This window comes from Bifidobacterium sp. ESL0790 (genome assembly GCF_029395435.1).
Lineage (GTDB): Bacteria > Actinomycetota > Actinomycetes > Actinomycetales > Bifidobacteriaceae > Bifidobacterium.
The window spans coordinates 1,764,251-1,775,552 of record NZ_CP113915.1 but is presented as its reverse complement, the minus strand read 5'-3'; the positions used below and the strand labels follow the sequence as shown (position 1 = coordinate 1,775,552).

At 60.4% G+C, this 11,302-nt stretch carries 18 protein-coding genes; all 18 read right to left on the bottom strand.

The annotated features are described in order from the left end of the window. Positions 1–4: 4 nt before the first annotated feature. Positions 5–1,735, bottom strand: coding sequence for a terminase TerL endonuclease subunit (locus OZY47_RS06790; RefSeq protein WP_277177583.1), 1,731 nt, complete (start codon positions 1,733–1,735; stop codon positions 5–7). Then, on the bottom strand, positions 1,698–2,150 hold the full coding sequence (locus OZY47_RS06785; RefSeq protein WP_277177582.1) for a phage terminase small subunit P27 family: 453 nt from the start codon (positions 2,148–2,150) through the stop codon (positions 1,698–1,700). Before OZY47_RS06785 ends, OZY47_RS06790 begins: the two co-directional genes overlap by 38 nt. Positions 2,151–2,681: 531 nt before the next feature. After that, positions 2,682–2,858 carry a hypothetical protein gene (locus tag OZY47_RS06780; protein ID WP_277177581.1) on the bottom strand — a complete coding sequence of 59 codons (177 nt, stop codon included), beginning with the start codon at positions 2,856–2,858 and terminating at the stop codon, positions 2,682–2,684. Position 2,859: 1 nt separating this feature from the next. Beyond that, complete coding sequence (locus OZY47_RS06775; RefSeq protein ID WP_277177580.1) at positions 2,860–3,099, bottom strand: hypothetical protein; 240 nt, start codon at positions 3,097–3,099, stop codon at positions 2,860–2,862. Positions 3,100–3,254: 155 nt separating this feature from the next. Next, a complete protein-coding gene (locus OZY47_RS06770; RefSeq protein WP_277177579.1) occupies positions 3,255–3,962 on the bottom strand; it encodes a hypothetical protein in 708 nt (235 codons plus the stop codon). Between the two features lie 31 nt (positions 3,963–3,993). Further along, positions 3,994–4,116 carry a hypothetical protein gene (locus OZY47_RS06765; RefSeq protein ID WP_277177578.1) on the bottom strand — a complete coding sequence of 41 codons (123 nt, stop codon included), beginning with the start codon at positions 4,114–4,116 and terminating at the stop codon, positions 3,994–3,996. Further along, complete coding sequence (locus OZY47_RS06760) at positions 4,113–4,340, bottom strand: hypothetical protein (protein ID WP_277177577.1); 228 nt, start codon at positions 4,338–4,340, stop codon at positions 4,113–4,115. Before OZY47_RS06760 ends, OZY47_RS06765 begins: the two co-directional genes overlap by 4 nt. Continuing rightward, positions 4,337–4,777 (bottom strand): hypothetical protein, encoded by a 441-nt coding sequence (locus tag OZY47_RS06755; protein WP_277177576.1) that lies wholly within the window; start codon positions 4,775–4,777, stop codon positions 4,337–4,339. The genes OZY47_RS06760 and OZY47_RS06755 overlap by 4 nt, the downstream gene beginning before the upstream one ends. Further along, on the bottom strand, positions 4,774–5,277 hold the full coding sequence (locus OZY47_RS06750) for a hypothetical protein (protein ID WP_277177575.1): 504 nt from the start codon (positions 5,275–5,277) through the stop codon (positions 4,774–4,776). Before OZY47_RS06750 ends, OZY47_RS06755 begins: the two co-directional genes overlap by 4 nt. Further along, positions 5,274–5,795: a hypothetical protein gene (locus OZY47_RS06745; protein WP_277177574.1), complete on the bottom strand. Its 522-nt coding sequence runs from the start codon at positions 5,793–5,795 to the stop codon at positions 5,274–5,276. The genes OZY47_RS06750 and OZY47_RS06745 overlap by 4 nt, the downstream gene beginning before the upstream one ends. Then, a complete protein-coding gene (locus OZY47_RS06740; RefSeq protein ID WP_277177572.1) occupies positions 5,792–6,514 on the bottom strand; it encodes a hypothetical protein in 723 nt (240 codons plus the stop codon). The genes OZY47_RS06745 and OZY47_RS06740 overlap by 4 nt, the downstream gene beginning before the upstream one ends. After that, on the bottom strand, positions 6,511–6,990 hold the full coding sequence (locus OZY47_RS06735) for a hypothetical protein (protein ID WP_277177571.1): 480 nt from the start codon (positions 6,988–6,990) through the stop codon (positions 6,511–6,513). The genes OZY47_RS06740 and OZY47_RS06735 overlap by 4 nt, the downstream gene beginning before the upstream one ends. Continuing rightward, a complete protein-coding gene (locus OZY47_RS06730; protein WP_277177570.1) occupies positions 6,987–7,421 on the bottom strand; it encodes a hypothetical protein in 435 nt (144 codons plus the stop codon). Before OZY47_RS06730 ends, OZY47_RS06735 begins: the two co-directional genes overlap by 4 nt. Beyond that, a complete protein-coding gene (locus OZY47_RS06725; RefSeq protein WP_277177569.1) occupies positions 7,411–8,013 on the bottom strand; it encodes a hypothetical protein in 603 nt (200 codons plus the stop codon). Before OZY47_RS06725 ends, OZY47_RS06730 begins: the two co-directional genes overlap by 11 nt. Beyond that, complete coding sequence (locus tag OZY47_RS06720; protein ID WP_277177568.1) at positions 8,010–8,300, bottom strand: hypothetical protein; 291 nt, start codon at positions 8,298–8,300, stop codon at positions 8,010–8,012. Before OZY47_RS06720 ends, OZY47_RS06725 begins: the two co-directional genes overlap by 4 nt. Further along, on the bottom strand, positions 8,297–9,223 hold the full coding sequence (locus OZY47_RS06715; protein WP_277177567.1) for a helix-turn-helix domain-containing protein: 927 nt from the start codon (positions 9,221–9,223) through the stop codon (positions 8,297–8,299). Before OZY47_RS06715 ends, OZY47_RS06720 begins: the two co-directional genes overlap by 4 nt. Continuing rightward, positions 9,220–10,650, bottom strand: coding sequence for a ParB/RepB/Spo0J family partition protein (locus OZY47_RS06710; protein WP_277177566.1), 1,431 nt, complete (start codon positions 10,648–10,650; stop codon positions 9,220–9,222). The genes OZY47_RS06715 and OZY47_RS06710 overlap by 4 nt, the downstream gene beginning before the upstream one ends. Further along, a complete protein-coding gene (locus OZY47_RS06705; RefSeq protein ID WP_277177565.1) occupies positions 10,647–11,276 on the bottom strand; it encodes a hypothetical protein in 630 nt (209 codons plus the stop codon). The genes OZY47_RS06710 and OZY47_RS06705 overlap by 4 nt, the downstream gene beginning before the upstream one ends. Positions 11,277–11,302: the final 26 nt, after the last annotated feature.

The window sequence follows — 11,302 nt, the reverse complement described above, 5'->3', positions numbered from 1 at the left end:
TCCTTTATGCGATGAGCAGCCCGTGATCCTCGTAGGCGCTGTGGGTGTTGCGTTCGTCCGCGGCTATGGCCTCGCTCATGGCGGTGACCAGGGCGGCCACGCCGTCGATCTTGTCTCCGGATTTCGCTTTGTCGGGCTTGACGTTGCCGGCGGGGTCGGTGGTGACGGCGAGGTTGTCGACGCACCAGTCCATGACCGGGTTGTCGTGCATGATCCCCGGCTCGGATTTGAGTCCGGAGAGGACGAGGCGCTGCACCTGTTTGAGCGGCGGCGAGAGGGTCAGATAGCCTTGCCGGACCTTGACCATGTTCACGCCGTCGGCCACGAGGTCGTTGACCAGCTGGGACGAATTGAATGGGTCGTAGCCGAGCGATTGGACCTCGAAGGACTCGCAGTCGTGGTTGATCTGCTGGCGGATGAAGTCATAGTCCTGCACGTTGCCTGGCGTGGTGGTGAGCCATCCGTCGGAAGCCCACACACTCGCCATGCCGTTGGTGCGCACGTCGAGGGCGTTGAGGTTGTCCTCTGGCGTCCAGAACCTCCAGACGGCCTTGTACCGGTCGCCTTCCACGGGGAAAAGCCAGCACAACGCCGACAGGTCGGATACGCTGGCCAGGTCGAGGCCGCCATAGCATTCCATGCCGTGCAGACCGACCTCGTCGATAGGACGCTTGTTGGCGTTCCAAGAGCGTTGGCTGATGAACTTCGTGGCCTGTTTGGTGCGCACGTTGAGGTTGAGGCGCAGGAATCGGGCGAGGTTCAATGGCGAGTCCTTGGCCTTCTCGGCCTCGGCCTGCATGAACTCTTTGCTCGGGCTGACACCGTATCCGGGGTTGGCGCGCATCCACGTCGACTCCTTGAAAGGATCCGCGGACTTGGGTGCCGCGAAGATGACCCCGTATTCGGTCTGGTTTTTGTAAATGCCCTTACAGAGTTTCTCGATGCGGTCGCGGTGCTGCGAGTAGGGGCTGTTGCGCTTGCCGTCGTCGGCGGTCGTGATGATGATGCCAAGCGGCTGATCACGAGCACCCGTGCCGGACTCGAGCGCGTCGATGACACTGGAATCGCGGTGGACGTGCATTTCGTCGACGATGTACCCACTGGGGTTAGATCCCTGCAAGAGGTCTCCGATGGAGCCGACAGCCTTAAAGAAGGACTGATCCAGCGGACGGATGATTTCTTTCTTCATGGCTTTGATGCCAGCTTTTTTGAAGTCCGGGCTGTTTTCAGCAAGAAGTTGGGCCGGACGATAAGCGTTCATAGCCTGATCCTTGGATCCCGCGGCAGCGATTACTTGGGCACCATATTCGCCGTCACCGAATCCAAGATAGAGACCGAGACCTCCGGCGAGAGTGGTCTTGCCGTTTTTCCTTGGAACTTCATTCCAGGCGTTACGGATTATGCGGACGATTTTGCCATCAGCGTTCTTTTTTACCCAGCCAAAGATGGGGGCGATGATGTAGGCGACCTGCCAAGCGTCAGGACGTAGTGGGTGGCCAGCCCATTTGCCCTGCGTGTGACGCAGGTGCTTGAGTGCCCTGATTACCTTATCAACGCGGGCGGGGTCGAAGTACGCGCCTTTGACATCTCGCGGTTCACGCGTGCGCCACAGGGGTTTCTGCCAGGATTGCAACTCATAGCCACGCGACTTCAGATACCATTTGACTTCAGGGGACAAAGGCGCGGCATAGGGGCGGTTAGTCGATAGCGAATGGGTTGCCTTCCTTGCCACCATGATCGTCGCCCTCCACATTTATCCGCGACCGTGACGCGAAAGAGAGCCCCAATTGCTTCGCATACTCCAAAAACGCGGCCGAATTATCCTTGAAGATCTGGGCGTTCGGGCTTTTGATTTTCTGTTTCGCGTGGCGCTTGTCCTCCACGACGATTCCCTGCTCCAGAAGCTCGTTCGAGGCCTTACGGGCGGTGCTAAAATGCCGCAGAGCCATCTCCAGAGTCATCCCGTCGGCCTCCGAGAGCAGTCCTGCCTCGGAAAGCACCGGCACAATCTCGTCCCACAGCGCGCTGATCTCGTCTGGAAGCCCGATTGGCTTCTCGGGCTCTTTCAGATCGACCATTTCCTGCGCCGAACCCTCGATTTCCGGCTTCTCACCGGCCGGGGCGAGCTTCAAAGGGCCTCGAGCACCCATTCCAAGCCCCCAATCACGCTAAAAAACGGCAAGAAAACCGGAAATCTCACAAAAAAAGGAAAAACTCGCGCGTGTTCTCTCCTAGTTGACCTTGCCGCCGGAATCGGTATTACAATTTGAAATCCGAACTCCCCTACCCCTGTGCGCGTCTTGTGACGGCACGGGCATGGTTGCGTCGGCGATTCTCCTCGATTGTTTTTGTTTTGTGGCACGGATAGCAGAGCCACTGGCCGTTGGCCGGGTCGTAAAGCGCTCCCTGGTCGCCTATGGCTATGATGTGGTCGGCCTGGCCACGTGGAGCATACCTTCCGCATTGCTCGCACACACTGTTCGCGTTCTCGCGCACCTGCCTCCGCCACTTCTTCTCCCTTGCGGAATCCATCTGCAGGGTATGCTGGCTAGGCTGCTCCCAAGGCTTTCGCTGGTGCCTCTCGCATTTGCCGTGCTGGGTGGCCATCTCGCCGCATCCAGGTGTGGTGCAACGCCCCTGTGGCATGTATGGCATCGAACGTGCCTCCAGTGGATGGAGATCTATCGGATGAAATCGGGCGCTGCCTGGCTGACGTATGACCATGTTTCTGCCGGGTATTCCGCCATGGTTGCATATCGTCTGTCCCACACGACCAGCGCGCCGCGGCGGTTCACCTTGTAGCCCTTGGCGTCGGGGAATTGGTCGGAGGTGCCGTCAGGCTTCGTCACCGCGAACATGTCACGCCTCTGGTGCCGGTGGAGTGCTTGCGCTTGTGGCCTGTGAATCGTCGGCTGGAGGATCTGCCGATGTGGGCGCTGCGAGTTGTCGCACGCTGGCCCAACGGTTGTATTCGGCGATCTTGATGCCGTCGGCGAAGACGGAGAGGGCGTTGACGTCGGCCTGCCAGGTATCACCTTCGATGGTGTCGGTCTTGGTTCCGCCGGTGATGGTGGGTGAGTATTCAATCTGGAGTTGCATGATGTTCCTTCGCGGGTAAAAGGAAAGGCACCCGACGTTGTGTCGGATGCCTTAGAACATATTATGGTCAGCGCGTTGGTGCCTACCGATTCATGGGAAGAACCAACACTACCAATATGTGCGATTACAGTAGCGATGTCAAATAACGATTACAGTCACCTGTTCATCGCCTTCCACACATCCCATACGAGGAACACCGGCTTGCCGTCCTGCTGGCCGACAGGCTGGATGATCCCGCGGTTTTTCCACTGCGAGATGGTCTGCCGTCGCACCTTGATGCCCTGGTCGCGGAGCATGGCGCTGATGTCGGCGGCCGTGCCCTGCACCCCATAAGTGGCCGCCTCGACCATGCGGAGCTGTTGCACCTCGTGCACGCTGGTGGTCCTGCCACACCGAGGGCACACAGTCCATCCGGAGGCCAGGTCGTCCTCGCCACACCACAGTTCGGCACGGCAATCAAGGTCCAGGCACTTGCCGATCATCACCATAGCGGGAGGTGGCTCGAGATGTCTGCTGAGGCGCTTGCTAGCCTCATGTGCGATCTCGCAAACGCTAGCCGCATCGGGTCGTGCGAGCAGGTCGTCAAGATGCCGCAGCGTGCCCTTGAAAACGAATTCGGCGTCGAAGCTGGGTGCGAAGCGCAAGGCTCTGGCAAGCTCGCGGGCGAACTTGAGGATGTCCTGCAGAAGCTGCCAAGCGCCGAGATTGACCGGAATCGGGCCGACGGTATAGGAGCCGGCACCGGACTGTCTAGCAACCACACTGGCCTTCTTCGCCGCGATGTCACGGAGCGCGGGAAGGTTGGCGGACAGTGACCGCAAATCCTTGTCGAGCTGTTGTTTCCTATCATTCGATTCAACCATGGTGTGTGCTATTCCTTTTGCGAGCGCCGTTTTATTTGTTTTTGTGGTCGTGGTGTTCCTTGACGAAGAGGATGCCAGTGGCGATGAGCGCGATGGCGAGAGCGGTGATGATCAGTGCCTGCATGATGAGGGTCCCGGAGTTGTCCATTGTCATAATTCCTCCAGTTTCGAGTGTGCGTAACGCTTGCATCTCCGCACCGTGTCAAGCGCCTCGTTAAGTCGATGTTCCAGCAGGGACATCTTTCGTTCGATAAGCGCCCAATCCGCGGCCACCGGCACTTGAGACGCGGTGTACGTGAGGCGATTGTCGAGCCTGTCTTCGCCAATATGAGAAGAGATTCCCGAGGGAAGGCCGTCGGAACCGTATTCGATGCTCATTGCAGCTTCTCCTTCAGATCCGCGAGCGCCAGTCTTGTCTTGTCTGTGCTTCTCATGATTTTCCCCGCGCCGGCGATGTAGGGGGTGCTGAAGAGCGACTGATAGAGATACGCCGCCTGCTGCGCGCATGCTTCAATGGACGGGGTGATGGCCGAGAGCAGGGCTTTCGCGCGTGCCTTGTCCTCGAACTCCCTGAGCGCCTGTATCGACGATTCCAGTGAAAGGTCGTGCAGACTGGTGTCACCGGCGACGTAATTCCAACACGGAGCGTGGTCACAGTCACACTGATCGCATACCATGCGGAAATTGCGGCCTGGCACGTCTATCTCGCTGACGATGCCCTCGTGCAGGTTGCCATGATGCTCGAAACGCACAACATCGCCCACATGGAAATCCTCTATAGTGATCTGTTTGTTGTTTGTTGTTTCTTTGCTCATTTTATCTCCTCCAGTTTTTCGTCGATCACTCCCAAAACCCACGACAAGCAGTCCGTGTAGCCATCGCGGTAACGCCGGTCCGAAGCGAAATAAGAGTCGGCGTAACGGTATTTCGCGGAGACCTGTTTGCGAATCTCCGCAAGCCCTACAGGCTCGCGCGTTTCGTTTTCCTCCCGTAGTTTCGGGTCGCCGTCGGGGATGTACCAGGTGTCGGAATCGTCCGCAGTGAAGTTCACCAGCGCGTAATCCTCGATGTCTCCGGTGGCACCCTCGTGCTCGGTCTCCACGAAGCCGCCGTAGGGACGCCGGTAAAGGTGAACATGCAGGTCGACCGGCGTGACCGGCCCGTCATCGATGCCCGTGAAAACGTCAAGCTCGGGCAACGCCATCCTGCGGGCCTCACGCGTGTTACGGGCGCACACCAATATGCACCAGTCGGCACAGCCCACACGGGCCAGATACACGCGGTTGCCGGGATGACCCTTCTCCAACCTGCTCATTTCGTCTCCTTTCCGATGTGTTCCTTGATTGGCGCATGGTGCGTCTGGGCTATCAGCAAAGCGAGCAGGAGCTCGTCGTTGGAATGCCGGTAACGCTCCGAACGCCCGAAGCACTTGCACTTGCGAGACACGCACAAACTGTTGCCGCGAGGCGTCAGCACACCGTCTAGATGCCGGCGCAGCAGCGGCATTTCCCCCTTGACAAGTCGATCGGCCACTTCGTTGGTGGTGACCAGGAAATTCTCGTCGCCGAGAATATTGAGACCATGTCCGCTCGTCAGATCGGCCCAGCAGGATTTCACCTCGTAGCAGGTGAACCTGCCGAGGCTGACGCTCGACGGATTGGGATAGGGGCTGTTGCACAGGTACGGGTCGAAACCCATGAAGTCGACCCGCACTGGCTTGCCTGTATCAGAATCCTCCAGCGTCACCTCGGGGGCCGAGAAGCGATGGCGGGAAGCACACCTGCGCTCCACCAGCCTAGACAGCATCGCCGTCGTCTCAGTACGCCTGCTCATGATTCCTCCTCCTGCTCCTGGTAGGGGTCATTAACGAGAAGATCGGTGTATTTCTTGTACCCGGGGCTGGTGGGTGGTACAAGCTTGTCGTACACGTATTTGCCACCCTTCAGCCACGCGACCGAAAGCTCCTTGCCCAAGAGCCTCGCGTACTCCTTTTCCCCGGCCTCGTCCAGGGGACGCCACCCGTCACGGCAGAACACGAAATCATGCAGCGAGTCGAATCCCTCCGCCTCGCCGGGAGTCCTCAGCCAGCCCAGCATTCGCAACATCGCTTGGTACTCCGCGATATCACGGTCGAGGCACGTGTGGGCGCGATGGTCGGTGGGCTCCTGACTCGAAAGCTCCACGCCAGCGGCTTTGAAGGCGATGTCGAAATGCACGCTGCTGCCGGCGGGATGCAATCTGCCGCCGGCAGCCTCCGAAGAGACGAAATTGAACAGATCAGCCTTGTCCTGCCGCAGGTCAAAGTCGTCTACCGCGAGCGCCGCTTCTATCAGACCGTTGGCGGTGTGCATCCTGAGGGCGTCGCGGGATATCATCAGGGGATCGTCGAGCGGCAGGACCATGGCGAGCCGTGATTCGACGTTCGTGGCGTCCATGCCGGTGACGCGCATCTCGACCTCGAGGATCCTGTCATGCTCAGGGTCGAGGCCGGTGGTCTCGATGTCGATCCACAAGAGCTTGTCGTGCTCGTCGATGTTGTTTTCCTTGCTCATTGCATGATCTCCTTGAACGGTGCGAACAGGTCTCCGAGACAGCCCGCGAGCGCCGTCAGTGTTTTCCGGTATTCGTTGAGGGCTTTGCTGATGAAGTGGTTGATGGTGTCGATGTTCTGCTTGTCGGCGCAGGCGGAGCACAGGTCGGGTTCCACCCAGTGGCATGGGCCCGTGATCCATTGGCAGGCGTGCAGGTCGTCGCACCCGCATACCCGGCAGCGTCGGCGTGACGCCAGCGGGTGGCGTGGGGTGTGCAGGCTGTTAACTATCCTGTTGAACTCGGCGATGCACGCCTGCAGGCGGATGCCGTCGTCCCACGAATCCGTGTACTCCTGGAACCGCAGATTCATCGCGAACCCGCAGCGGGCGCACACGAAACGAATCGAATCCTCCCCGATGACCCTCATATACGAGGCGTCGTCAGCCTTGACTTTGCCGCCGCACTCAGGGCAGCGGGCGATCTTGTGGTATCTCATTGCTCCTCCTTGCTCGAGGTAGCGTCAGACAAGCTCTCGGGAGCGTACTTGTCGGGGTAGGTGGCTCCGCTCTTATCGGCGAACTCCTTGAAGTCCTCCTCGCTCATCTTGGAGCCATGCCACATGTAACCTAGTTCTCCATCAACCATGTGGGCGTAATCGGTTTCGATGAACCAGCCGTGCCGCAGCAGCGCCATCCACCCATCAGAAGAATCCGGATCCAAGCCGTCGAGCCATTGAAGCCGCTCGACCACGTACTCGTCCTCCGGAGTCTCTGGCTTCTCGTCGATAAAATCAACGGTGATGCGCGTGTACTCCTTGCGGGCGGATGCCTCGTCTTTCGCGTCGACGATCATGGCGGCCTCCTCGGCACCGGGCTCGTAGACGTGCCACCAATGGCGGTTCTGGTAATCCTTGCTTTCAGCGTTCATGATGTTCTCCTTGTAAGTTGTTGAAATTGATGGTGGCGTTGTCCTCGAGTCTCCAAGGCTGCGTGTGGTCGAGCGTGACGACCACGACACCAGACGAATCCTCCTTGACGCCGGTGAGCTTGCCGAAATCACGGAAGCCCGTGCCCAGGGTCACCGAGCACATGTCGCCGACATGGGGGCCGATGTCCTCCCGACGCCACTTCAAACCGGTCGCGAGCAGCCACTCGTCGAGCTCGGGCTTGGTGAGGGGACGCATCGTGCCGTCCTTTTCGAGGAACACCCAGCCATGCCGGCATGTTTTGCAAGGCACCTCGCTGGGATCCTCGACCCACTCATGCACCAGCCAGCCCAGCCTGTATGCCATGCCTGGATGTGCATGGATCCTGCCATGGCAGCCGGTCGTTCCACTGCCACACACCCGCATCATGTTCTCCGGACTATGCAGCCTCGGGAACGAATGCGAGCGCATGAGACGGTGGTGCCGTGACTCGCCCGACCAGCCATCCGCCCTCATGCCACCACACACCAGGCACTCATAGCCGTCGCGCTGGTCGACGATCCCGCAGACCTCCTCGCTAGGACGCGTGCTCATGACTCCACCCCCATTCCGGCGTGCCGAGGGCAGTAGACGTGGCCGCGCTGCACCCCACGGGAGCCGACGCCCCATCCCTTGCTCGCGAGTGCCGTTTTGATGTCGGCGTCGATGGCGGTGGGGTCGTAGCTGTTGTCCGCGCGGCGGTCGAGATCCAGGTCATCGAAATCCTCTTCCATGAGCCTGATGTGGCACGTGCAGCCGAGGGCGTCGCAATCCACGTCGGCTACCGGATCATCGGGCAGATGGTCGAAGAAGTCCGGGTTGATTATTTCTTTGATGCTCATGCGATCTCCCATTCCTCGTCTTCGTTTGGCAGGCCGAGCTCCTTGAGGGCCTCGCCGGAAGTTTTGCCTTGGTTGAGCAGGCTGGCCAAGTGGCACGACAGGTCGTCGTACTCGGCGTTATCCTCGTCGCGGTGCAGCAGGGCTAGCACATGCCGGCACTTCCAGGTGTGGGTGTGCGGCTTGGGCTTGGGCTCTTGCGCGTAGGTGTCGGGACGGTTGTTGGGCAGCTCGTCCTCGAGCCAGGACTGGAACTTCGAGTCCCAGTTGCGGCTGCGGGTTCGGTTGTCCCGGGCGTTGCGGCGGAAACGTCGTGTGGAACGCTCGAGATCAACGCCATGCTCAGCCGCATAAACGCGATGAGATTTGTTGGGCATCCACCCGTCCGGCAGTTCGGTACGCGGACTCTTAGCCGGTTTCGATTCCTGCTGCTGGTCCCCCTGGGGGACAACAGGGGGATTAGTAGTTGGTTTATCTTTTGTATTGGGGTCACATTCTGACCCCCTCAACGCCGTTTTTTCGACCCGGTCGGAATCTGACCCGGTCGAAATGTGACCCTCACAGGGGGTCGTATTCCGACCCTCACCGACCACGCCCATGGGGGTCGTATTCCGACCCCCTGCCACGCTGTCCCAGGTCACATCGAGGCACAGGTCATACACGATCGGCCGGCGACCCCTGGGCAGCTTCATGGCCGGCGACTGGTCGTCGCTCACCACGATCACCCCAAGGTCGCGCAGCTCCGCGATCGCCGCCTTCACGGCCGTGCGCCCGTAGCGGGTGCGCTTGACCAGCGTCGTCACCGACTGCCAGCTGCCACGCCCCCTCCTGTCGCACACGTCAGCCATGTACAGCAGCACCAGGCGGGCCGCCTTGTCGGCCACAGGGGCCTCGTCCAAGGCCCAGCTCAAAGCCTGCACACTCATGACACGTCCTTGCCGAATTCGCCCGCGAGCGCCTGTTTCTCGGCGTCGCTGACGGGGTAGCCGATGGACTCGAGGAGGTCGTAATAGGGTTGGATGGTGGTTTTGCGGTCGTCCTCGTCGTCCCATAGGCTCCACCAGATTTCGGCCTCCCAGTCGGCGAAGAGCGCGAGGATGGTCTCGTGTTCGGGGTTCTTGCCTTGCCTGTCCTGGAGCTCCTTGAATGTCGTCGTGGCGATGAAACCGGTGTCGCTTTTGTCGTCCAGCTTGCACCCGCTGATGAGGTTGTAGGCCTTGATGAAGGCCTTGTAGGATATGGCTGACGCGCCCGAGTTGAAGTAGTAGACGCCGTCGCCCAGCATGAAGTGGAGGAATATCGTGGACACGGCCTTTCTCCACTGGGCTTCGGTGAGCGAGTGGAGGTTGGCGTGGAGCCATTGGCCGCGGAGCTTGCGGCTGGCGTTGTCGAGGTCCATGATCGGCTGGGTCCTGGCGCGTTCCTCGGCCTTGCGCTTCTTCTCCTCCTCCTTGTGTTTCTCCTCTTTGGACGCGTCTTCGGCATTGTGCTCGTATACCCAGTACCTGTCGATCCCGTGCGGATCGTGCCGCACCCTGATCAACGGGTCGGGGTCGTCATGCATGTTGAGCCACCCCAGCCACTGGTACTTGAAGGTCTCGCTCTTCATGGGATAGATCAGGTCGGGCCACCGGTAGCCGTCGTGATGGCCATAGGGGTCGCCTTCGAGCTCCTCGACCTTCAGGCCAAGGTCATCCACGACCAGGCGGGCGGCGGCGCTCCATTTGCGTTCCATGCGGCGTTCCCGCAGCTGGTCGAGCTTGTAGCCCCAATTGTCGGTGCCGGCCTTCTCGGCGAGCTCAGCCTGGGACTCCGGATCGTCCTCGAACTCCGCGAGCGCCTCCAGATCGGAGACGGAGAGTTGCGTGAAGTCCTTGGACTTGGCTCGCACGTCATCGGGTATCGTGGCCATCTTCAGGCGTCCACGCACATACTTGGCGCTGCGGCCGGTCTGCTTGGCGATCTTGGGGGCCGTGGAGCCCAGGTCAAGCAATCCCTGGTAGGCATCGGCTTCCTCGATGGGTTTCAGGTCGGACCGCTGGCAGTTCTCCACGATCATCAGCTCGAGCTGCCTCTTGGCGTCCAAAGTTTCGTCGACGACGCAGGGCACCTGGGTGAGTCCCGCGAGCTTGGCCGCGGCGAGACGACGGTGGCCGATCACCACACGCCAGCCCTTGCCGTCGGGGTTCGGCACCACCAAGAGGTTCTGCCTGACTCCCTGGGCCTTGATGCTGTCCGCCAGCTCCGAGACGTCGCCCACGTCCTTGCGGGGATTGTCCGGATGGGGGTGCAGGTCGGTCACTTTCAGCATCTGGATGGTGTTGGCTGTCTTCGTTGGCTTGCTTGCGCTCATGATTCGTCTCCTTCAGTCTCTTCGCTTGTGTCCTGGCTGATGGTGTAGGGGAGGTTCTGGGAGCCCGAGGACCGCATCGGGACGACCAGCGCCGCCACGTAGTCGTCTCCGCCCAGCAGCCACCATGGCGACGTCCCGGGGGTGTCGGATTTCGAGGGCAGCAGGCGCAGCGGGGCGTTGGGCTCGCCGCCCACCATCTCCGCCATGTCGAAGAGGAACCTGGGGTTGATGGCCACCTCCTCCACGGTGGCCGGCGTCTCGGGCAGGACGAACAGGCCGCGCAGGTCGGGCTGCGGCTTGCATATGCCCGACTTCCAGCGCTCCGGGTCCATCATGTCCCAGGAGCTGCGGGCCGTGGCCACCTTCGCCCAGGCGGCCAGGTTCCCGTCCACATCGAACTTCTGGTTGGGCACCATGGCGGTCTCGGGAGGCAGCAGGTCGATCCACTGGCCGTCCTCGATCTTGCTCCCGCGCAGATCCCAGCGCAACGCGATGAACTTGTTCGTCCACCAGGCGAAACCGTCGCGGTAGAAGATGTGCTGCAGCAGGGGGTTGTTGCTTTCCTGCGTGGCGTACCGGGTCAGGATCTGCGCCTGCCTCTTCGTGATGTATACGTGTTTCTCCATGATCATGTCCTCCTAAATTTGGTTAT